Below are 20,426 nucleotides of genomic sequence, written 5' to 3' on the forward strand. Positions count from 1 at the left end.
CGACCGGCGTACCGGTCGTGACAGCGCCCAGGCGGTCGAGCCACACGGACGTGTCAATGCCGCGTATCGCGGTCAACGAGATCCCGTCACGCATATCTGGTGTGTCGCGAGACGGCGTGTCGGCGTAGGCGTGCTCGCCGATCCAGGAGAGGTCGTGGTGGTCGTTGTGCACACCCCCACGGTATCCGTCGGCCCGGGCAGAGAATCAGCTCGCCGACAGGAAGGCCGCAGGCGACCCCTGGAAGGGCAGCGGCCACGGCCTGGTCTTCACCACCAAGAACGGCACGCCCATCGAGCCGCGCAACCTGAATTGCTCCTTCGAGGTGCTATGCGTCCGGAAGGTCAGAGCCGTCGCAATGCGCTACGCCAAGCGCGGATACGTCTACCTCGGCACCGTTACCGCCGCAGCACTCCTCATCTGGCTGCGAGCATGATCGGAGAGACAGAACCTAGTAGGACTTTGTTAGGTGGTGTCGTAGGGCTGCCAGGGTGCGGGTTGGTGGCAGGTCGGGCAGTGTCCTGACCAGGTGGCCAGCGTCTGCTGGAGTTGGACGAGGGCCTGGTAGAGAGTCAGGCCCCGGCAGGGGCTTTTGGGTCGGTGCGCTGTTCGGTCAGGAACAGGTGGGCCGCTGTGACGAGGGTGATGTGGCGGTGCCAGCCGTCCCAGGATCGGCCCTCGAAGTGGTCGAGTCCGAGGGCGGTCTTCAGCTCGCGGTAGTCGTGCTCGATGCGCCAGCGGGTCTTGGCCAGCCGGACCAGGACACGGGGCGGCAGGTCGGCGGGCAGGTTGGAGAGCCAGTACTTGACCGGCGCGTCGGCGTTCTTGGGCCATTGGGCGATCAGCCAGCGCAAGCCGATGGTGCCGTCGTCGGCAGGTTTGGGACGACGTCCGGCCAGTCGGACGCGCAGGAACACGAACCGGGACCGCATCCGGCCCCTCGAGCCCTGTCGCCAGTCGACCGTGACGGCCTGCCCGCGGCCCGCGGCCAGCACGTGCTCGCGCAGGCTGACCGGCCGGGTCCGATAGCGCGGCAGCGGCCGCGGGCCCAGCCCGCCGTAGGGCAGGGTGACGGGTTCGATGTCCACCGGGTAGGCCGTCAACTCGCCTTTGACCTGCAGCACATAGGCCAGCTGCCGCTCCTCCAGACCGCTGCGGAAGGAAGCGTTGTTGCCGTATCCGGCGTCGGCGGCCACCACCGCGGGCCGAAGGCAGAGCCCGGCCAGCTCATCGAGCATCTCCAAGGCCAGCTGCCACTTGGGCCGGTGATGCGCCTCGGGCGGGACGCGGCAGTGCCGGCGCCGCTCGGCGGCATCAGGTCCGTCCCAGCACGCGGGCACGAACAGCCGCCAGGCCAGCGGGCAGGACGCCGTGTCGGTGGCCGCATGCACGCTCACCGCCACCTGGCAGTTCGCGGTCTTGCCCAGCGGCGGGCAGTACTGCGCCGCCACCGCGGGCGACAGGTCACCGTCCTTGGGTAAGCCGGTGTCATCCACCACCCACACCTCTGGCCGAACTGCGGCCACGGCACGGCGGGCCAGCCGCCGCTGCACCGCGGCGACAGGCCAGGTCGATGACGTGACGAACTGCTGCAGCCGTTGGTGATCGACGCCGAGCCGGCGGGCCATGGGCTGCATCGACTTGCGTCGCCCGTCCAGGAGCAGGCCCCGCAGATACAGCCCGCCCTTCGCCCGCTGGTCCGACCGCACCAACGGCGCGAACACCTCCGCCGCAAAGTCCTCCAGCCGGGCACGGCACCCGGCAAGCTCCTCCGGAGTCATACCCCCAGCGAACTACCAGCCCTCGAACCTGACCAGCCACCTAACAAAGTCCTACTAGTAGTGCTTCGTTAGGATCTGGGTCTGCTGGTGGTGAGGGTTCGGCCGCAGGTGGTGCAGGTGCCGGTCCACACCGCAGCATGCCCTGGTAGAGGCTCAGGCCGGCATGTGGGCTTTTGGGTCGTAGCGCCGCAGGGTGAGGAATGCCTGGCCGGCGGTGACGAGGGTGACGTGGTGGTGCCGACCGCGCCAGGTGCAGCCCTCGAAGTGGTCAAGGCCCAGACCGTGCTTGAGCTCGTGGTAATCATGCTCTATCCGCCAGCGCATCTTCGCCCACCGCACCAGATCGGCGACGGGCGTGGTGGGCGGCAGGTCCGTCATCCAGTAACCGGTCGGCTCAGCGGCATGTTCGGGCTGATCGGCCAGCAAGGTCCGCAGCGGCAGCACGCCGTCCCAGCTGCTGCGTCCACCGGCCTGTTCCTGTGCGGTGCGGCGGGCCTCCTTTCCCGACGGTCGCACCTGGAGCACGGCGAAACGTGAGGTCATCGCGCCCTTGCTGCCCTGGCGCCAGACAACGTCGCGGAACAGCGAACTGCTTCCGACAAATGTGTGCAGGGGCCTGGGCGTCTGGCGGTAGCGAGGCAACGTGGGCGGTCCAAGCCCGCCGTAGTCGAGCTGTGACGGCTCGGCATCGGCAGGCCGCGCGAGCTCTTTGGGGTCCAGGGCCATGACGTAGGACCAGCCGCGTTCTTCCAGCGCGAGCCTGAAAGAGACGCTGCGGCCATAGCCGGAATCGGTCACGATGACCGGCGTTGGCCCCAGCCACTCGGCCAGCCGGTCCAGCAGGCCCAGGGGGCCAGGCGGCCCTTGGACACATGCCCGATGTCGTCGGGCACCCCGGCCCGGAGCCTGCGCTGGTGATCGTCTGCCCATTCCTCGGGGAGGAACAATTCCCATTCCAGCGGACAGGACGCGGTGTCGGTGGCTGCGTGAACGCTGACCGCGACCTGGCAGTTGGCGCGTTTGCCCAGCGTTCCGCAGTACTGCCGGGCGACCCCCACCGACGCCCGCCCGCACTTGGGAAACGACATGTCGTCGACCACCCACACTTCCGGCTGAATCACCCGGCAGAGTTGCTCGGCGATCCACCGGCGCATCGGCGTCCAGTCCCACGGGGACTGGCTGACGAACTGCTGCAGGACCTGCATATCGCCATCCGGCAGACGGGCGGCCATCGGCTGGATCGACTTGCGCCGACCGTCCAGCATCAGCCCCCGCAGATAGCACTCGCCCTTGGCCCGCTGATCCCTGCGCGACACCGAGGCGAACACATCGACCACGAACAGCCCCAACGCGGCCCGCAAACGGTTCACTTCATGCGCGTCCACACACCCAACATGCTCCTGATCAGCACCAACGGAAAGACCTAACGAAGCACTACTAAGCCCTTTGGTGCGACAGCCGTGAGAGCCTGTGTTGGGTCCTGACATGACAAGTTGGGTGGAGTGTCGGTCTAGGCCAGGATCTTGACGCTTATCGGCTTCGGGGAACATCTCTACAGCGGATAACGCTAGGCCGGTGATCGGAGCGTCTAGCGCAGCGGCCGGACCCGGCGGCGGTACGGCATATTCGGGCGGCGCCACCATCGGCGGCCGAGGATGACGGACGGAAGAGGGCCCCGGCGCATGGTGTGTAGCGCCCGCCCGGATCTGGGCCGCAAACTACTGTCCCGCGCTACCCAGCGGCCATACCGCAACTGCCGGAGGACTCCCGTGAACAGCCCCGTGCCCGATAAGCAGTGCTTCCGCTGTGGGCGGCCGCTTCCCCCCTACGGCGAGACCGAAGAGTGCCTTGCCTCCGCCTCGCACCACGGCGTGAACTTCCTTGGACAAACCTTCCATGTCAACGACCCCAAGTACCGCATATTCTGGTTCATCGGCCCGGATGTCGGCCTGTTAGACCCCCCGCCGGGCCGTGACGTCCGTTGGTCAGGCCTCCTCAGGAGACATGATCCCGACGAGGTAGTCCCCACCTCCGGCGAGGTGGTCACCGCAGTGGTGGGAACCTTCCTGCTCACCCCCTTTGTCACAGCAGTGGTCGCCACCTTCGGAAACCGGGCTGGGGAAGCGCTCAACCGGGCACTCCGGCGCTTCGTGCAGCGGGAGGTATCCGGGAGAGGTCAGCTGCGCTCCGCGCCGCGACTGGAGCTGATATGCATGAGGCCGGAGCGCAGCGAAGCACAGGTGATCGTGGACGTGGACCTGCCCGCGCACGCCCTACGGCAGATACACACCCTTGACTTCGCCGTCCTCCCTGCTCCGCCCGACGGAGTAGGCCCCCCGCTCGTCCGCTGGAGCGGAGACTGCTGGATCGCCGCATACGCGCTGCCCGAACGCATCCACCTCCAACACTGGGACACCTCCACCAACACCTGGAAAGACGGCTTCTCCGGCCCCAGCAGAACGGAAGACACACCACCGGTCCCATCAGGAAGACGGTGGTGGCGGCCATGGCGAGCACGCTGACGACCCGCCAGTGCCGAGCAGCTGCTCCTCGCACAGGTTCCGGTGCCCGGGATCTTCCGCCGAACTCCGCCGCTGGCCCGGCCGCTGTGCTAGATGTTCATGGTCATCGGCTTAGCGTTAACCGTTGTACCGACCCCGAGGTCGCTTATGGCCGGTCGGCCACAAACGTTGGCTGGGCGGGTGGGGCTGGCATTCGTACGGTGATGGCATGGCAGGGACAGGGTGCCTCGGCTGCGGCTGGTCGCCGCCGCGAAGGACGACGGCGGGCCGCGGTTGTGCCGTGGGTGCGGGGAGACATTGATGCCGAAGGCGAAGGCGAAGGCGGTCTTCTGCTCTTCGAAGTGCCGTTCACGAAGCTGGCGCGAGGGTCAGCGAATGCGGGCGAGGACCGAGGCGGTGCAGACCGGCCGCAGAGCCCGGTGCCCGGAGTGCGGACAGGCGTGGACGGTCGGTGTCGAACGTCCTGCCTCGGCAACGTACTGCTCTCCCCGCTGCCGCAAACGGGCTTGGCATAGGCGGCGCACGCAGCAGGCCGCGGTGTGAGCCGCGCGCCCAGCTCGGCCGTGGCCGCTCCCTGCGCCGGGGGCATGCGCCCTGGCTGGTCTTGCGGGTTGGCCCAATGGTGCCAAGTGGAGCGGTTCCAGGGCGAGTTGACGGCATACAGGGTGCCGCGCCCGGGGCCGTGGGGGTGGTCTGGATGACCGCGATGGTCGGGAGTGTGACCCGGGAACGCTACGACGAACTGGTCAAGCTGGGGCGGGACTGGGTCGCCACGATGAGTGCGGCCCAGTGGCAGGTCGGGGATGCGGCCATGGAGATTGAGCCGATGCGTTCGTATGGGGGTGCTAACCCGTCCGGGAAGGACGACCTGTTCACCGTCAGCGAGGCTATCCGGATGTTCGCGGGCCGGCCGCTGGTCCCCATGGCCGGGCTCGCGGGTCCGGGTCGACTACAGCGGCGAGCAGCCCGTGCTCGCGGTGCAACTCAAGGAGTTGTTCGGCTGGGCTGCCGCCCCCGCGCTGGCGGACGGGCGGGCGCCGCTGACCGTCCACCTGCTCTCCCGAGGCTCCGATCTTTCTCATCGACGAGAAGACCGCGATTCGTTACGCGGCCTCGGCACGGCCACTCATGGAACACAGCCGAAGCCGATACGGTGGCTTCACCACGAACCCACGGGTCCACCCCCTCGCAGCACGGCGACGAACCCCCGGGTTCCCACTGAAGGCCCTTCAGTTTCTTTGAACCCACGGGCATATCCGGCCTCGGGGAACATCGGTACAACGGTTAACGCTAAGCCGATGACCATGAGCATCTAGCACAGCGGCCGGGCCCAGCGGCGGGGTTCGGCGGAAGGTCCCGGGCGCGGGAACCTGTGCGAGGAGCAGCTGCTCGGCACTGGCGGGTTATCAGTGTGCTCGCCATGGCCGCCACCACCGTCTTCCTGGTGGGACCGGTGGTGTGTTTTCCGTTCTGGTGGGGCCGGAGAAGCCGTCTTTCCAGGTGCTGGTGGAGGTGTCCCAGTGTTGGAGGTGGATGCGTTCGGGTAGCGCGTATGCGGCGATCCAGCAGTCTCCGCTCCAGCGGATGCCTACTCCGTCCAATGCAGTTGCTTTAAACACCCGCCCACTTCACAGGGCTCCTCTGTGCTTCGGCTTCGCCGCCATCACCCGCAGCAGCGAGGCCCTCGGATACACTGCCCGCCCTACCGCGACCGGAGGTCATCTAGTGTTACCTGCACGGGTACTCGCCGTTGCCCCGCTGGCGCTGGTGGTTGTCGCCCTGTCCGGCTGCTCTTCCCTGGGCTGCACCGACACGACGGCGGAGCGCGGCAAGGCTGGTGTCAGGGTGCAGGTTGTGAACACGTATGGACAACCTCTCGGCGTCACCGCCGCGGTCGTTGACTGGAGCCTTGAGCCCCACCCGCAGGTACCCTCCCGCGGTGACCAGATCCACTTCCGTTTCCGCTTCGACAAAGCCAATGAATATTCCGCCCCCGCAGTGGACGCCTGCGCGGTCGACAAAGAGCGCGTGACGTTGGGGTGTCGGACGGTTTCCTCGTCCCAGGCGTTCGGTCCCACGGGCGACGACTGGCTCGGCGTCGAGCACCCTGAGCAGGTTGACGCAGTGCTGTTGATTCCCAATGACCAGTCCTACGACGGGCGCACCTGCGAAGTGGACAGCAAGGACGGTGGCGGGATGCATCCCCCGGAAACACCCAACAAGGGGGACCAGCTGTAGGGAGGTCAAGGCGGTTGAGCGCGAGGCACGGGTCTGCCGGCGGCACCGCGGTACTTCTTCGCCTTCTGCGTCGGGCTTTTGACCCACCGGCCCGGCTCGACCTTGCTGCGGCCGCTCCGGGTTCTCAGGATCGGCCACCGCATCGGCTTCTTGATCGCTCGGGGCCAGTCCCGGCCGGACCTGGGCGGCAGCAGACGGGACCGCGCTTCCTGAATGGCCTCGTTCCAGGCGTTGGTCAGCGTGCGCCTGGAGGTGCCGTGCTGGGACGGTACGCTGCGCCGGGCGATCCGGACGCAGCGGAGGTAGGAGAGCTGGTCGGCATCCAAGACCGGGCCACTCGCCGAGGCGTCGTGCGCGAACCGGCGGACGGCCTGGTGGACGGCTGGGGCGCATCAGGGACAGCCGAGAGCCATCAGGCAACTCCGCCTGAGTGGTGCCGAGGTGGTTGGACTGGAGCCTGGCCAGCAGATGGGCGCCGGACGTGGTGAAGGCGTGGACGAACTCGACCGCGGTAGGTCGTCTCCTTCGGCAGGACCCGACCTTCGCGGGCTGCCCGGAGACGGACGTCCTTTGACCAGAACCCGCGGTCGGCGATGACGAGATCCCCGGGGCCTGTCGAGTCGGCCAGCGGGTAGGCCAGGCGCCGTTCGCCGTCCCGGTAGCCGCCCAGGCCGGCGTCGAGGATGGCGTGGGTGCCGATCTCCGCGAGCACGGCGGCTCGCACCTGCGGAAAGCCGAACGGCGTCCCGCCTGTGGAGGGGCCGTCGAAGGTGTCGCCGTTGTCTACCGAGTCCGGCACGTCGAACTGTGTGCCGTCAAGCGCCAGGAGGCGCAGACCACGCCACCACGCGCCCGGCGTCCCCGGGACCGCCGACGGGCCGGATACTTGCCGGAATACCGTTTCCAGCACCTCTGCACCGAGCCGGAATCGCGCCCGGCACAACGACGAGCGGTTGACCCGGGCCAGGGCCCGGCTGCCGGTTATGCCGCTGGTCAGCATGTGTATCACCTCCTCGTACGACTCCCGGGCGAACAGGCACAGCCCGAGCACGAAGTACACGACCAGCCGGGCCGGAAGCAGTCGGCGCCGCAGCTCACCCCGCCCGTGCTTGGCGACGGCCGCGTCCACAAGCTCCGGCGTGAACACCTTGGTCAAGATCCCTATGCGCGACCGGCACCCCGGCCCCCACCCCTCCACGAGCAGGTCAACGGACCAGCCAGCTCAAAAGCAACTGCATTGGCCTACTCCGTCGGGCGGTGCGGGGAGGACGGCGAAGTCGAGGGTGTGTATCTGCCGTAGGGCGTGCGCGGGCAGGTCCACGTCCACGATCACCTGTGCTTCGCTGCGCTCCGGCCTATGCGTATCAGCTCGCGTCGCGGCGCGGGGCGCAGCTGACCTCTCCCGGATACCTCCCGCTGCACGAAGCGCCGGAGTGTCCGGTTGAGTGCTTCCCCAGCCCGGTTTCCGAAGGTGGCGACCACTGCTGTGACAAAAGGGGGTGAGCAGGAAGGTTCCCACCACTGCGGTGACCACCTCGCCGGAGGTGGGGACTACCTCGTCGGGATCATGTCTCCTGAGGAGGCCTGACCAACGGCGGACCTCACGGCCCGGCGGGGCGTCTTAACCGACGGCCGGACGACCATGCCACCCCGACATCAGCCAGGCCCATGATCAATATCAATGGCTTCTTGGGCCGCCCACTCCCGGCGGTGCGCCCGGCCTACTTTGCACCGTGGGTCAGGGGTGGACATGGGCCGATAAAGTCAGCCCCCGTGTGGCGGGTACGGGTACGTACCCGTATCCTCATGGAGTGGGAAGGAGTGTGACGATGTCTGATGCCAACATCCGTGTTCCCGAGGAGGCCAAGGACCGCCTCGCGGCGATCGCGGCCGCGGAGGGGCTGTCGCTGCGGGCGTACCTGGCCCGCCTCGCCGAGACCCTCCTCACCCCCGCCGAGCGGGCCGAGCGGGCCGAGAAGGCCAAAGCCGCACTCGCGGCGTGGAACGGGTACGCGCCGACCGCGGCCCAGGAACAGGACCTGGACTCCGAGCTGGACCGCCGCCTGGCACAGGTGACCAGCCGGTGAGCGAGCCGATGCACATCGTCCTGGACGAGAGCGCGATGGCGGCGGCCGGACAGGGCAACGTCCTGGCCTCCCGGCTCATCCACCGCGCGCACGCCGAGGCTGACTGGCACCTGTACGCCCCGACGTGCGCGCTCGTCGAAGCCGACCGCGGCCGGCCGGGGACCGCCGAGCACCTGGCCGCGTTGCCCGGCGTCACCGTTGTCGACCTGGACCTGCCCGCTGCCCTGGCTGTGGCTCGCCAAGAAACCTGGGCGCTCGCCCACGCCGCGCACACCGCTCAGCCCACCCCGGACCGGCCGACCGGGGCGATCGTGGCAACCACCGTGCCACAACAATGGGAAGGCCAGCCGGTGCGCGTTCTGGACCTGACTCCCTAATCCTCACACCACAACGGTGGGGCAACGCCTTGATGCCGAGGACGCCGACCGCCTCAAGGACGGGGTCGTTGTGGGTGCTGCACATCGGTCGGGCCGGGAGTGAGCGGGCCTCGGGCCAAGGGCCGTGTCACCAGGGTGTGTTTCGGCCGGACCGCCTACGCGGTGTATGTGACGAACAGCCTCTGGGCGGGGCATCCTGAGCGGCATGGATTTCCAGCCGGTTGAGCGTGCCTGGAGGCGTTCCAGCAGTCACTGACCGCGGAGGAGATCGGGAAGGTCTGCCGGCGGGTCTTCGGAGGCGACGCCACGCCCGTGTCCGCTGTCGAGCTGGGCACGGGGATGTACAACAACGTCTACCGCGTCACCCTGGCCGACCAGGCCCGGCCGGTAATCCTGCGGGTCGCGCCGGAGGAGAGCCGCCAGTTCCGCAGTGAGCGCCACCTGATGCGGAACGAGTTCGCCAGCCTGCCGTGGCTGGCGGTGATCGCGCCGCTGATGCCGCAGATGCTCGCTGCGGACTGGTCGCACGGAGATCGATGTGGTTGCCGATGAGGATGCGCACAACGGACTCCTTCAAGAACGTGAGCGGGCGTACGGCACGAGCGGCGTCGGGACGCGAAGAGGTCAGGGGAGGAGGGCGGCGGGCAGGGTGTCGAAGGCCCGCATGGTCGCCGTACGGCGCCGCACCCCTTCACCAGCAGCAACCAGGCGGGCAGGGTGGCCGCTCAGGGCCGCGACCAGGGCGCGCAGACCCGCTTGCGCCACGGTGGTCCCGATGCAGGAATGCGGCCCCCAGCCGTAGCCCAGGTGACGGTTCGGGGCGCGGTCCAGCACCAGTTCGTCGGCCTGCGTGAAGGCAGCCGGGTCGCGGTTGGCCGCCGCGAACAAAGCGACGATCTTCTGCCCCGGCATGATGTCGATGCCACCGATCCGGCAGGAGCGCACCGCCGTGCGTGTGGTGCCCTGCACCGGCCCGTCGAAGCGCACCAGCTCCTCCACCCCCCGGGGCCAGCAGCGTTCCGTCCCGCATCCGGTCCAGGACTCCGGGATGGGTGAGGAGGGTGTGGACCGCGTTGCCGGCGGCGGCCGCCAGCGTGCTGTAGTCGCCCTGGAACATCACTCGCGCCGTGTTCTTCACGTACAGCCGGGCCAGCGCGTCGGAGTCGGGGGCCGTCGCCTGCCGCACCTGGGCCAGCAGGCTGGGCCGGGCCGAGGCCGCGAACCAGGAGTCAACCAGGTCGCTCAGCTGCTGGCGGGCTACGCGGCCTGGCTCAACGAGCGCCGGGTCGAGGCCGCCGTCCATGCTCCGCATGATCGCGTCCGACACCGCGGCGAACTCCCCGTACAGCGGGGGCTCGACACCCAACAGATCGGCCACGACCGCCACGGACAGCGGCACCGCGATCTCGGCCACCACATCGAAAGGGCCTCCGTCGGCCAGATGATCGAGCCGCTCACGCACCAAGCGGCGGGCGCGGTCCTCGACACGGGTCAAATCCTGCGCTCGCAGCGCGGTCATGAACAGGGAGCGGACCCGGCTCTGCTGCGGGGGATCGAGCGTCTGCACGCTCAAGGACGGCTCGGGCACGACACCCCCGGTGCGCCGCAGGTCGCGGGCGAACGTCGCATGGTCGCGCAACACCCGCACGCTGTCCGCGTACCGGGTCAGCGCCCACGAGCCCATGCCCTCGTGCCAGAACACCGGCTCGCGCTGCCTCAGTTCGGCCAGCGCCGGGTAGGGGTCGCGCAGGACCTCCGGGTCCAAGGGGTCGTAGCAATCGGTCACAGAGGGCATCGCAAATCCTTCCAGAGCTGGGGAGGGCGGGCCCGCCCCAGCGGACCCGCCCCGGATTCCTCGGGCTCAGTGGTCGTACGACATGGAAGCCCCCTTCCTCGGCGTTGACGGCGGCGGGATGTCCAACACGGTGCGAAGGCTCCGTCCGGCCTTCGCCAACGGGCGTAGAGGTGCAGCCGGCGGGCGGGACAACGGCCGTAGAGAACGGGGGCGTCACCGTGGTTTCGCTCGGTCGCACGGGCGCCGGGCGGAATACGACGAGTACAGCCCCCGGCCCGCCTCCATGCCCAGACGCGCGCCCTATCCCCGCCCTGTCCCCGGTCTGCCCGAACCGCTCCCCCTGGGGGCGGAGCGGGTGGTGCAATGGGCGGGTGCACGAAGAAATCCGCCACCCCCTCGCGTACGCCAGGAACCAACGCGGATGGTCACAGGAGGAACTGGCCCGCCGTATCCGGCGGGCCGCCGAGCGCCGTGGCCTGCGCTCAGGCACCAAAGGATCACGGATCTACAAGTGGGAGACCGGCCGGGCCATCCCCGACGAAGACGAATCCCAGCCCCTCATCGCCGAGGTCTTCGGCATCGACTTCGCGGCCGTCGCCCATCTCGGCTGGCCCCACTGGCTCCCCAGCCAGGACCGACCGCTGCCGCTGGGCCCGCACAACGCCGTCCCCTCCCTCCGAGAGGCTCTGATGTCCTCCCTGGACCGCCGCTCTTTTCTCGCCTACACCAGCGGCTCCCTGGCAGCCCTCGCCCACCAGTGGGCCATTACCGAGCCCGGCCGGTTCCCGCGTTTGACCGCGCGCGGTGAAGTCGACGCCGAGATGGTCACCTGGCTGGAGAACAACGGCGCTGAACTAATCCGCCTCGCAGGCGAATGCCGACAGCACACCCACCGCCTGCTCGACGCGCACCTGACCACCGTCACCGACCTCATCAGCGAGGGCCGCTACACCCGCCCCGTCGAACAAAGGCTGCACACCCTGGCCGCCGCCCTCTGCCAAGCCACCGCCTGGCAGCACTTCGACGAACGCCGCCATGCCTCCGCCAGCCGCTTCTGGCACGCCGCACTCCACAACGCCCACGCCGCCAGCCAACGCGACCTCGGCGCGGGCATCCTGTCCGACCTCGCCTACCAACTGCTGTGGCTCCAAGACGCGCGTACCGCGGCCGACATCCTCGAATACGCCATCCCCCGCACCCGGCACCCCGCCGCCCGATCCCTCCTGCACCTGCGACAGGCCCGCGCCCTCGCCGCCCTCGACGAGGGCGGCCTGTGCCGCCGCGCTCTCACCGCCGCGGAGAAGGCCCTGGACACCCCGTCGTACGACCCTGCACCCGCCTGGTGCTCATGGATGTCGCACGCCGATCTCGCGGCTGACGGCGGGCGCTGTCTCGCGGATCTCGGCCAGCGGCGCCAAGCCCATCAGCTGATGGACGAGGGCATTGCCCTGCTACCCACCACCCGCTCCAAGACCCGATCCGTGTTCCTGACCTACCAGGCCGAGACCTACCTCCGGGACGGCGAACCGGAGATTGCCACAGCGACCGCTACCCGTTCCCTGGACCTGGCCAGCCAGATCGACGCGCCCCGGTGCATGACAATGGTGCGCGACCTCGAACCAGAGCTGTCGCGGTACACACACACGGCCGGTGTCGGCGAACTGCTCGAACGACTCCGAGCCGTCGGCTGAAGCTCTGCCATCGGCTGCCCGGCCCTGCTCGCGAAGCTCGAACGGATGGACCCGCCGCCGCACCCGCCGCACACTGGCGATCTTCCTCTCGCAGGGCCCGACGCCTGGAGGACCCGATGTGGCTGGCCGGGCCGATCAAGGACCCGGTGGGCTGGCTGATCGGCTTGGCCCTGCCTCAGTGCCAGCGGGTGCGACGACGTCCGGTGTGACGATCGGGTGCTGCTCGACTCCGGACCGGACTGCCCGCGCGGCGTCCGGTCGACGCACCCGAGCCGGTCGCCGATGACGTCGACTAGGAGCAGAAGCTCGTCCTCGAGGAGCTGACCCGCGAGCAGGTCTGCGACTGGCGGGTGCGGGGGATGAAGGACCACAGCGTCGTCTTCGCCCACATCGACCAGCGAGATGCCGGCCATGAGGCTGTTCATCAACCAGCTGGTCGACGAAGCGCAGCGCCCGGCGGGCACGCACCACTTGGTCCTCGGGCGCACCACCTGGGGCAGGCATGAGCGACGGCGAGACGTCCGGGGTCGACCTGGCCCGGGTCGCGCTGCGAGCCGCGATGGGGCGCGACGGACGCGAGCCGATGGGCCTCGGAGCGGCGATCGGCGCGCTGGTCACCGGGCGCACGTGGGAGCTTCCGGCCGCCGGTACGACGCTGCGCGAACGGTGGGAGGCCTGTGTCTCCGCGCTCGCCGGGCACGTCGCCGCCGTGTCATACGACGCGGAGCCGGACGGCATCGCCCTCGCGTACGGGGCCTCTGGCTGGTGAACGCCCCTGGTGACACGATGAGTTGGCACGATCGGTGAGACGCGATGGGAGCATTTGTGCAGGCTGACAGGCGGCGGATCCAGACGGAGACCGGCACCGACTCCTACCGCCTCGCCAGCACACGAGCCCGCGCCGAAGCCGCGGCCAGCTAGCTCCCACCAGGGCCGTCGGCCACTTCTCCAGCCTCAAGGGGAGTTGGCTGGCGGCCGAGCGAGTAAAGCGCGGTCCGCTACTCGCCGGGGGTCGCAGGCTCTGGGTCAGGCACGGGCTGTCCGACGTCAGATGACCAATTGGGACGGAAGCGCTCGACCAAGGCTGTGAAGTCTTTCCGCAGATACCGAGAATCGCACGGCATCAGCCGGATCTGTTGGCGGCTGTCAGCCCACCAGATCTCGAAATCGGCAACCGTGCCTTCCGCTGGCCAGTCCTCGATCTCGCCTGGAAGCCACAGTGCGTCGACAAAGCCTCCAACGCTCAGGCCGATGTCCACGAAGATCCCGACCGTGCCAGGCCGGGGAACCAGCACCACAGTGCCCTCGAAAACCTGCCCGAAGCGCAGGCCCCTCCGAATCCGAGCCCACTCGGCATCTGTCACCACGAACAGATCATCGCACCTTCGTCCGGGGCGCGTGTGGCTGGGACTCAACGTGAACTGCAGCAGCGTCCCCTCACGATGTTCGCCTCAGCTGCACGGCACTGCCGCTACTTCTCGTGAACATCCACAACCCAGATGCTGCCCAACCGCTGCTGAAACTCAGGCTCTGGTCCACTTCGTGTGGTCGCATACGCAGGGTGACTGCCGACCTTCCCGTGATGGTCTCTGAGATAGCCCGAAAATCGCCCGCCCGGTGAGTGATCTGGTCGACAGTGCTGCGCCGTGAATGAAGTACGGCCGCGGCTCGAAGAGTTGCTGTTCTCCTCGCTGGAGAACGTGTTGGTGGAGTCGGTCGAGGTGACCGACAGGGTCGTTCGGGTAGAGGCCCTGAGTGCTGCGCTGCAGGCGACTTGCCCGGACTGCGGGTGCCTGTCGGGGCGAGTACATGGCTCCTATCTGCGGTTTCCTCATGATCTGCCAACGGCGGGCAAGTCTGTCGTGGTGGCATTGAGGGTGCGCCGGTTTGTCTGCGTGGAGGGCTCCTGTCCGCGCAAGACTTTCGCCGAGCAGGTGCCAGGGCTCACGCGCCGGTTCGGCCGGCGGACGGAACGGCTGCGATCGACGCTCGTCTCGGTCGGTCTCGCGCTCGCGGGCCGGGCCGGGGCTCGCATGGCGGACGTCTTCGGGGCGCCGGTCAGCCGGAACACCCTGCTCAGGCTGATCGCCTCGCTCCCCGATCCGCCCACTGCCACGCCCCGCGTGGTCGGAGTGGACGAATACGCCCAGCGCAAGGGACGGATCTACGGAACTGTGCTCGTCGACATCGAAACACGTCGTCCGATCAACCTCCTGCCCGACCGGGAAGCGGACACCCTCGCGGCCTGGCTCGCCGAGCGGCCCGGCATCGAGATCGTCTGCCGCGACCGCGCGCCCTTCTTCGCCGACGGCGCCACCCGCGGCGCCCCGCAGGCCCTCCAAGTCGCCGACCGGTGGCATCTCTGGCACAACCTGGGAGAAGCCGCCGAGAAGTGCGTCTACCGGCACCGCGGCTGCCTGCGCCCCATGCCAGAACAGCCGAAGGAACTCCGGGAGGAGGCAGAGCCGGCCGCGTCATCACCCTGGCCGACAGGGCACCGATTCGCCGAACGCACCCGCGCCAAGCACGCCACCATCCACGCTCTCCTCGCTGCCGGACACAGCAAGCGCTCTGTGTCTCGGCAGCTCGGCATGACCCTGAACACGATCTTGCGCTTCTCCCGGGCCACTACCCCGGAGGAGATGTTCACCGGGCAATGGCAAAGCCGTGCGACCAAGCTCGACGACTACAAGCCTTACCTCGATCAGCGCTGGCAGGAAGGCTGCACCAACGCTTGGAAACTATGGGAGGAGATCAAGGAACAGGGCTATCCACGCGGATACGGCAGCGTCCGCGACTACGTCAGCAGGGCCCTTCGCGGTAAACCCCAACCAGTCGGCCCTCGGCCGCCATCAGCCCGGGCCGTCACACGCTGGATCCTCACGCACCCCGACGCCCTACCTGAAAGTGACCAGATCCAGCTCAAAGCCGTCTTGGCCAATTGCCCTGAACTGGCAGCGCTCGCCGAATACGTGCGCTCCTTCGCTCACATGCTCACGCACCTGCAGGGCGACCGACTGCCCGAATGGATCGAAGCAGCCGCCGCCACTTCCGAACTGCCCAGCCTCCACCACTTCGCTCAACACCTCCTGCGCGACCTCGACGCTGTCACTGCCGGCCTCACCCTCCCCTGGAACTCCGGAGCTGTGGAGGGCCATGTCAACAGGATCAAGATGCTCAAGCGCCAAATGTTCGGTCGCGCAGGATTCGCACTCCTGCGCAAGCGTGTTCTGCTGGCGTGACCGAGCGTCACCGAACCCCCGAGAAGTGCCGCCACCTCGGAGGTGGAGCCGCGCGGGCGGGCGGGCGTGGCTTTCCAAGGGGCGGTCGGGGTTGGCCGCCGACACAGTGAGTCGGCGCCCGAGGTGCCGCGTGAGCCTCTGTAAAGCGAGCTTGACATCTCCAGGCGGATGACAAGTAAGCTTTACACGTGCGAAACAGCGTCAGGAAACTGCGGTCGTCACGAGAGCTCTCCCAGAGTCAGCTGGGCACAGCCCTCGGGGTCTCCAGGCAGACGATCAACGCCATTGAGACCGAGCGATACACGCCTTCCCTGCCACTCGCCATGTCCATGGCCAAGTTCTTCGAAGTCACCGTTGAGGAGATGTTCCACCCCGATGAGAGCCCAGCAGATGACCAGTAACACGGCCGGGCGGTCAGTCCCCGGCTTCTTCCTCGCTCTCGGAGGTGCCTGCCTCGTGGCCGCGACTTTCGGCGGCCGCCTCGCTCTCGGCCTGGTGGCGTTCGGGATCCTGGCGGTCTGCAGTCTCGCCCTGATGCTGCTGGGACGCCGGAGCGAGACCTATCAGGGCCTCACCGACAAGGAACCCGACGAGCGCTTCGCCCGGATAGCAGGGCGAGCCTGGGCCGGCACGGGCGTGGTGCTCACCGTGGGCAACCTCAGCGCCTTCATCGGTGAGCTGGCATCCGGACGAAGCGGCGATCCGTACTTCTGGTTCGTGGCCACCGCCGCCATCACCTACGTCGCGTTCGTCGTCTTGTGGTCTCGGCGCACCTGAGACGCTGTCACCGCTTACAGATCGGCCTTGGACTCCGGCGGCATCGGCGCCCTGACTGTGTCGGTGAGCACCACAGGAAGTGGACCAGAGCCGCTGAACGTGAACGAAGCCACACGACGAACGGCTGAAACCGATCATCGACCAACGCAGGGAACAGCAACGGTCGCGACGGCCGTGGCGGGTGTACGAGGTGACTTGCCCCGACTGCGGCCAGGAACCCGAGCAGCGGTGCACCACGTTGGGCGGCCCGCACCGCTCCCGGGTCAAACGGGCCAAGGAGTACACGCGCTTGAAGAAGGCTCATCCGTAGAACACAGCTGGATTCCACCTGGCAGACTCACACCTCTGTTTCCGCAGGTGGGAAGTGTGTGAGGCGGCGGCCTGGGTGACGAAGGCCCGGCTCGAGCAGGCCCGCATCATCGCGGCCGCCCGGTCCGCACGGATCCTGGCACCCGACACGGTGCCGGTGCCTGAGCTGTCCGACTCTGATCTGAACCCCGCGGGCCGCGCGTTCGCCGGACCGCCGCGCGCCCTGGTGCCCTGGGTCATGTGCAGACCGTTCCACATTCGGCCTGTGGACGGCGGCCCAAGGGGCCACGCGGTGTTGACGCGGGGAGGGGGTGTCAGTGGCCGGTCGTACCGTGCAACACATGTACCCGCAAGGCGAGTTGGCGTATGCCACGAGGGTCATGAGTCCGGAGTTCGTACAGCGGGTGCTGTACGCCAAAAAACTCATAGACGGTGTTCAAGTGGCTGCGTGCCGTCGCGCGGTTCGGTGTCCTCGGTATGTGACGGCGGAGGTGCCAGCGTGCCACCGTCATCTGACGCCAGAGGAGCGGGAAGCCGCCGTGCTGCTGCGCCGGGGTGCAGCGTGTGGTCGACCGGTGGCTGGATCGGCTGCCGCCGATGTGCTGGTTCTGGGCTGTCCCGGATGGTGAGGAACCGTGTCTGCCGGATGCGGTGAGCTTCATGTTCGAGTGGCAGAAGGCCCGGTGTGCGATCTGCGGACGCACGGGGCAGCGGGGCGGGCTGAACCAGCGGACGCTCGTGCTGGACCACGATCACCACAACGGCCTGGTGCGAGGTTTTCTCTGCCACCGGTGCAACAAGGTTGAAGGGCTGGGCAGGACGCTCGATGGCAGGTTCACCAACTACCGCCGCTGGCCCCCGCGCGGCTTCTGTCGCTCTCTCTTCCCTACGCTCCATCGCGGCGGAGCTCTCCTCGTCAGGGGCTGAAGTCTGCCGATCCACGGCAGGCGCTGCTGCGGATTCAGCGGCAGGCTCAGCGCCTGGGGGAGCTCCTCGGGTCTTTGGAAAGTGCCGGTGGCGGCTCTCAGGATCCTCGGGGTCTTGGTGACGATGTCCGCCGTGCGCTAGAGACTCTGGTACCCGTGCTCCAGTCCGTCCTCGAACAGGAGAAGGGGGCATCGGCACCGGGGCGACGGTCCTCGGCGAGGGAGCTGCGGGGGCTTCTTCCATCGCGCGGCCGGGCGTTCACGCTGCCCGCGCTGATGACATCCGGTACGCGGCTGAGGATCAAGGAGGCGCAGCCGCTGACGCTTCGATCGGGTGAAGTAGTCAACGCCGTCCTTTGATCCGGACCCTGCGGCCGCGCGCTCGCCGGACCGCCGCGCACCCGGGGAACCGCCTCGGACAGCTACCGCCGGGCGCTCGCCGCGCGCCAGCGAACGGCGCGCCCGCTCAACTCCTCATCAACGCATCCCTCACGGGGTCGCCGTACGCCTCGTCTGAATCCGCAACCTCTTCCATCTGGTCGACCAGCCACTTGTCGCCTCGCCGAACCAGACGGAGCACGTCCTTCGAGACCCCTGACTCGTTGGGCCAGGTGTAGGTCCACTCGACCATCACGCCCGTTCCAGCGGGGTGATCGCCGAAGGCCGGGACAGGTTTGGCTCCACTGACCTTGACGGGACCAAGCTGGGCGCGGTCCGGTCCACTGTCCGTGGGCTCTTGTTTCGGCGGAATGGTTGAGCCGTCAGCTCGTACGAGTGGCGGGGGATCAGATGCCTCGGTCGCCGCAGGCGTTGGCTCCGCAGGCTCTGCATTGTCGGCGACACACTGCTTGACCGTGCCGTCGCGGTACCGCTCTGTCCTCATCTGGCAAACGCGTTGCCAGTCATCGTCGTTAACCGCTTCCTGGTAAAACTTGGCGAACTTCAGAGCGGAGGCTGTGGAGTCTGTACCACCACCGTCGTTCCTCCCCGTCTCCTTCTTCCCGTCAGCGTTCGATGAGCACCCAACGATCACAACAGTGAACGCTGCGGCTACCGCCACCCTGATGGCGCCCCTCATCCCATCCCCCAAATCCATGCTTAGAAGCCGACGCGCATTCGCTTGATCCTATTCACGACGCTCCCGGACGCCACGAGCGGAGGTCACACCCCCTCCAAGACCGTGAATCCACGGCGCTCATACCGGCTGAAACACCATGCATCGGGGCTACTCCGCCGGGTCCTCCTCGGCGTGCCGCACTGCCCTCTTCACCGCCTGCTCGACCACGTGGCGCGGCTGACCGGTCTCCTTGGCATGCGCAGTGACGGCAGCCTGAAAGACGGCCGCTGCCTCGTACCAGGTGCGCCACTGCGCCTGATACTCGTCGCCGACGAGACCCGCGAGCTTCGCTCGAGCTTCCTCACAGGAACATTCCAGCTTGATCAGTTCATCGGAGATCTCGGCCACGGACACGGATCTTAGGGTGGGTGCCGTCCGTCCTGTTCGATGAGCTGGTCGTGTCATCGCGCTTGTCGCCGCAGTCTGCCGGTACGACCTTTGCGCTCGCGCGGGTGACGTTCCACCCGAACCAACCCCGGCGGCCGGCGGGCCTCGGTATCAACGGGTTGTGATCAAGACCTGTATGCGCGCGGCGCTGGCCGCAGCCTTCCTCGCCCTGCCCCTCACCACCATGTCCCCGGCTTCGGCCGCCGACGCCGGCCCGGACGCGCTCCCGATGACGCTCAAGCAGGCGGTGGCCGCCCTGCCCACAGCCGCGGAGTCGCGGGAGGGATACCAGCGCACCCGGTTCAAGCACTGGACCGACGAAGACCGAGACTCCTGCAACACCCGCGAAGAGGTCCTCATCGCCGAAAGCCGCACCGCGCCGACCATCGGCCCGGGCTGCAAGGTCACCGGCGGCCGGTGGCACTCCTACTACGACGGCGAAACCCTCACCCAGCCCCGCGGCCTGGACATCGACCACATGGTGCCGCTCGCCGAGGCCTGGGACTCCGGCGCCAGCACCTGGAGCGCCGAGCGCCGCAAGGCCTACGCCAACGATCTCGGCGACGAGCGGTCCCTGGTGGCCGTCACCGCGCGCAGCAACCGCTCGAAGTCCGACCAGGACCCGGCCGAGTGGCAGCCCCCGCTGGCGGACGCCCGCTGTACGTACACCACCGACTGGGTGGCGACCAAGCTCCGCTGGGGCCTGGCCGTGGACAAGGCCGAGCGGCAGGCGCTGAGGAAGCTGGCTGCCGGGTGCGGGCAGGAGAGGGTGGAGTACGAGCCCGCCGGCTGACCGCCCCAGGGATCCCTGCGTCGGGTGCTGACGCCCGGCGCAGGGGTCGAGGACCGACCGCAACTATCCGGTCACCTTGTGGATGTTTCTGTTTGCGCATGGTGCAACGACGGCGTTAAGGGAAAGACATCTGCGGCTTTTGAGGCAGTTTCAACCGCTGAGAGGAGGGGCCAGTTCCGCCCCGTGTAGCACGGGTGTTCGGGGAAACGCCGCGCGATCTGTGGGCGTTGTGTGGCAACTTGTGTGCGCCTCGTGACCGCTGGGGTCTGCGAGATGTGTCTTCCTGTGGGGGGAAGCCTTGTTACCACGCACCGTCGGTGCGCGTGTTTCGCGTGCCCGTAAGAGAACCAGCTATGCCACAGCGGCGGCTCTGGCCGCCAGTGCTC

General features: G+C 68.1%; 20 protein-coding genes and 1 pseudogene. 14 read left to right on the plus strand and 7 right to left on the minus strand.

All coding sequences use genetic code 11. The annotated features are described in order from the left end of the window. The first annotated feature begins 164 nt into the window (after nucleotides 1–164). Nucleotides 165–434 carry a hypothetical protein gene (locus tag ACI2L3_RS39710; RefSeq protein WP_404757353.1) on the plus strand — a complete coding sequence of 90 codons (270 nt, stop codon included), beginning with the start codon at nucleotides 165–167 and terminating at the stop codon, nucleotides 432–434. 136 nt (nucleotides 435–570) lie between these two features. Here ACI2L3_RS39710 and ACI2L3_RS39715 read toward each other — a convergent pair whose 3' ends face one another. Beyond that, nucleotides 571–1,779 (minus strand): IS701 family transposase, encoded by a 1,209-nt coding sequence (locus tag ACI2L3_RS39715; RefSeq protein WP_404757354.1) that lies wholly within the window; start codon nucleotides 1,777–1,779, stop codon nucleotides 571–573. A 153-nt stretch (nucleotides 1,780–1,932) separates the two neighbouring features. After that, nucleotides 1,933–3,164, minus strand: a pseudogene (locus ACI2L3_RS39720) (IS701 family transposase). Between the two features lie 384 nt (nucleotides 3,165–3,548). Here ACI2L3_RS39720 and ACI2L3_RS39725 point away from each other — a divergent pair. The 3 genes from ACI2L3_RS39725 (at nucleotide 3,549) to ACI2L3_RS39735 (ending at nucleotide 6,539) form a co-directional block, all read left to right on the plus strand. Further along, nucleotides 3,549–4,301 (plus strand): hypothetical protein, encoded by a 753-nt coding sequence (locus tag ACI2L3_RS39725; protein ID WP_404757355.1) that lies wholly within the window; start codon nucleotides 3,549–3,551, stop codon nucleotides 4,299–4,301. A gap of 836 nt (nucleotides 4,302–5,137) precedes the next feature. Beyond that, a complete protein-coding gene (locus tag ACI2L3_RS39730; RefSeq protein ID WP_404757356.1) occupies nucleotides 5,138–5,617 on the plus strand; it encodes an ATP-dependent helicase C-terminal domain-containing protein in 480 nt (159 codons plus the stop codon). Between the two features lie 451 nt (nucleotides 5,618–6,068). After that, on the plus strand, nucleotides 6,069–6,539 hold the full coding sequence (locus ACI2L3_RS39735; protein WP_404757357.1) for a hypothetical protein: 471 nt from the start codon (nucleotides 6,069–6,071) through the stop codon (nucleotides 6,537–6,539). A 412-nt stretch (nucleotides 6,540–6,951) separates the two neighbouring features. Here the strand turns inward: ACI2L3_RS39735 and ACI2L3_RS39740 are convergent, their stop codons facing one another. Further along, nucleotides 6,952–7,695: a transposase domain-containing protein gene (locus ACI2L3_RS39740; protein ID WP_404757358.1), complete on the minus strand. Its 744-nt coding sequence runs from the start codon at nucleotides 7,693–7,695 to the stop codon at nucleotides 6,952–6,954. Between the two features lie 673 nt (nucleotides 7,696–8,368). On the opposite strand from ACI2L3_RS39740, the gene ACI2L3_RS39745 reads away from it, so the two are divergent. The 3 genes from ACI2L3_RS39745 to ACI2L3_RS39755 all read left to right on the plus strand — a co-directional run bounded on the left by ACI2L3_RS39745 (nucleotide 8,369) and on the right by ACI2L3_RS39755 (nucleotide 9,555). Next, nucleotides 8,369–8,626: a hypothetical protein gene (locus ACI2L3_RS39745; RefSeq protein ID WP_404757359.1), complete on the plus strand. Its 258-nt coding sequence runs from the start codon at nucleotides 8,369–8,371 to the stop codon at nucleotides 8,624–8,626. Nucleotides 8,627–8,634: 8 nt separating this feature from the next. Then, nucleotides 8,635–9,003 carry a hypothetical protein gene (locus ACI2L3_RS39750; RefSeq protein ID WP_404757379.1) on the plus strand — a complete coding sequence of 123 codons (369 nt, stop codon included), beginning with the start codon at nucleotides 8,635–8,637 and terminating at the stop codon, nucleotides 9,001–9,003. Nucleotides 9,004–9,315: 312 nt separating this feature from the next. Beyond that, nucleotides 9,316–9,555, plus strand: a complete 240-nt coding sequence (locus tag ACI2L3_RS39755) for a hypothetical protein (protein WP_404757360.1) — start codon at nucleotides 9,316–9,318, stop codon at nucleotides 9,553–9,555. 72 nt (nucleotides 9,556–9,627) lie between these two features. On the opposite strand, the gene ACI2L3_RS39760 is transcribed toward ACI2L3_RS39755, so the two are convergent. Continuing rightward, nucleotides 9,628–10,002, minus strand: a complete 375-nt coding sequence (locus ACI2L3_RS39760; protein ID WP_404757361.1) for a cytochrome P450 — start codon at nucleotides 10,000–10,002, stop codon at nucleotides 9,628–9,630. A 1,167-nt stretch (nucleotides 10,003–11,169) separates the two neighbouring features. Here ACI2L3_RS39760 and ACI2L3_RS39765 point away from each other — a divergent pair. Next, a complete protein-coding gene (locus ACI2L3_RS39765) occupies nucleotides 11,170–12,489 on the plus strand; it encodes a helix-turn-helix transcriptional regulator (RefSeq protein WP_404757362.1) in 1,320 nt (439 codons plus the stop codon). Nucleotides 12,490–12,991: 502 nt separating this feature from the next. Beyond that, complete coding sequence (locus tag ACI2L3_RS39770) at nucleotides 12,992–13,258, plus strand: hypothetical protein (RefSeq protein WP_404757363.1); 267 nt, start codon at nucleotides 12,992–12,994, stop codon at nucleotides 13,256–13,258. Between the two features lie 229 nt (nucleotides 13,259–13,487). Here the strand turns inward: ACI2L3_RS39770 and ACI2L3_RS39775 are convergent, their stop codons facing one another. Beyond that, nucleotides 13,488–13,856, minus strand: coding sequence for a hypothetical protein (locus ACI2L3_RS39775; protein ID WP_404757364.1), 369 nt, complete (start codon nucleotides 13,854–13,856; stop codon nucleotides 13,488–13,490). 279 nt (nucleotides 13,857–14,135) lie between these two features. On the opposite strand from ACI2L3_RS39775, the gene ACI2L3_RS39780 reads away from it, so the two are divergent. From ACI2L3_RS39780 to ACI2L3_RS39795, 4 genes are all read left to right on the plus strand, one after another. Beyond that, nucleotides 14,136–15,731 (plus strand): ISL3 family transposase, encoded by a 1,596-nt coding sequence (locus tag ACI2L3_RS39780; protein ID WP_404757365.1) that lies wholly within the window; start codon nucleotides 14,136–14,138, stop codon nucleotides 15,729–15,731. Nucleotides 15,732–15,919: 188 nt separating this feature from the next. After that, nucleotides 15,920–16,132 (plus strand): helix-turn-helix transcriptional regulator, encoded by a 213-nt coding sequence (locus tag ACI2L3_RS39785; RefSeq protein ID WP_404757366.1) that lies wholly within the window; start codon nucleotides 15,920–15,922, stop codon nucleotides 16,130–16,132. Between the two features lie 55 nt (nucleotides 16,133–16,187). Beyond that, on the plus strand, nucleotides 16,188–16,508 hold the full coding sequence (locus ACI2L3_RS39790) for a hypothetical protein (protein WP_404757367.1): 321 nt from the start codon (nucleotides 16,188–16,190) through the stop codon (nucleotides 16,506–16,508). 969 nt (nucleotides 16,509–17,477) lie between these two features. Beyond that, nucleotides 17,478–17,744, plus strand: a complete 267-nt coding sequence (locus tag ACI2L3_RS39795) for an endonuclease domain-containing protein (RefSeq protein WP_404757380.1) — start codon at nucleotides 17,478–17,480, stop codon at nucleotides 17,742–17,744. A gap of 465 nt (nucleotides 17,745–18,209) precedes the next feature. Here ACI2L3_RS39795 and ACI2L3_RS39800 read toward each other — a convergent pair whose 3' ends face one another. Together ACI2L3_RS39800 and ACI2L3_RS39805 are read right to left on the minus strand one after the other, a co-directional pair. Then, nucleotides 18,210–18,839, minus strand: coding sequence for a hypothetical protein (locus ACI2L3_RS39800; RefSeq protein WP_404757368.1), 630 nt, complete (start codon nucleotides 18,837–18,839; stop codon nucleotides 18,210–18,212). A gap of 129 nt (nucleotides 18,840–18,968) precedes the next feature. After that, on the minus strand, nucleotides 18,969–19,208 hold the full coding sequence (locus ACI2L3_RS39805) for a hypothetical protein (protein ID WP_404757369.1): 240 nt from the start codon (nucleotides 19,206–19,208) through the stop codon (nucleotides 18,969–18,971). A 160-nt stretch (nucleotides 19,209–19,368) separates the two neighbouring features. Here ACI2L3_RS39805 and ACI2L3_RS39810 point away from each other — a divergent pair, with 160 nt between their 5' ends. Next, nucleotides 19,369–20,040: an HNH endonuclease family protein gene (locus ACI2L3_RS39810; RefSeq protein WP_404757370.1), complete on the plus strand. Its 672-nt coding sequence runs from the start codon at nucleotides 19,369–19,371 to the stop codon at nucleotides 20,038–20,040. The last annotated feature ends 386 nt before the right edge of the window (nucleotides 20,041–20,426 follow it).

It is taken from the genome of Streptomyces sp. NPDC029674 (assembly GCF_044903205.1).
In the GTDB taxonomy this organism is placed as follows: domain Bacteria; phylum Actinomycetota; class Actinomycetes; order Streptomycetales; family Streptomycetaceae; genus Streptomyces.

Coding starts and splice junctions, on each gene's coding strand:
- ACI2L3_RS39715 (WP_404757354.1), bottom strand. CDS start 1,779: ATGACTCCGGAGGAGCTTGCCGGGTGCCGTGCCCGGCTGGAGGACTTT.
- ACI2L3_RS39730 (WP_404757356.1), top strand. CDS start 5,138: ATGGGGGTGCTAACCCGTCCGGGAAGGACGACCTGTTCACCGTCAGCG.
- ACI2L3_RS39745 (WP_404757359.1), top strand. CDS start 8,369: ATGTCTGATGCCAACATCCGTGTTCCCGAGGAGGCCAAGGACCGCCTC.
- ACI2L3_RS39750 (WP_404757379.1), top strand. CDS start 8,635: ATGCACATCGTCCTGGACGAGAGCGCGATGGCGGCGGCCGGACAGGGC.
- ACI2L3_RS39770 (WP_404757363.1), top strand. CDS start 12,992: ATGAGCGACGGCGAGACGTCCGGGGTCGACCTGGCCCGGGTCGCGCTG.
- ACI2L3_RS39795 (WP_404757380.1), top strand. CDS start 17,478: ATGTTCGAGTGGCAGAAGGCCCGGTGTGCGATCTGCGGACGCACGGGG.
- ACI2L3_RS39800 (WP_404757368.1), bottom strand. CDS start 18,839: ATGGATTTGGGGGATGGGATGAGGGGCGCCATCAGGGTGGCGGTAGCC.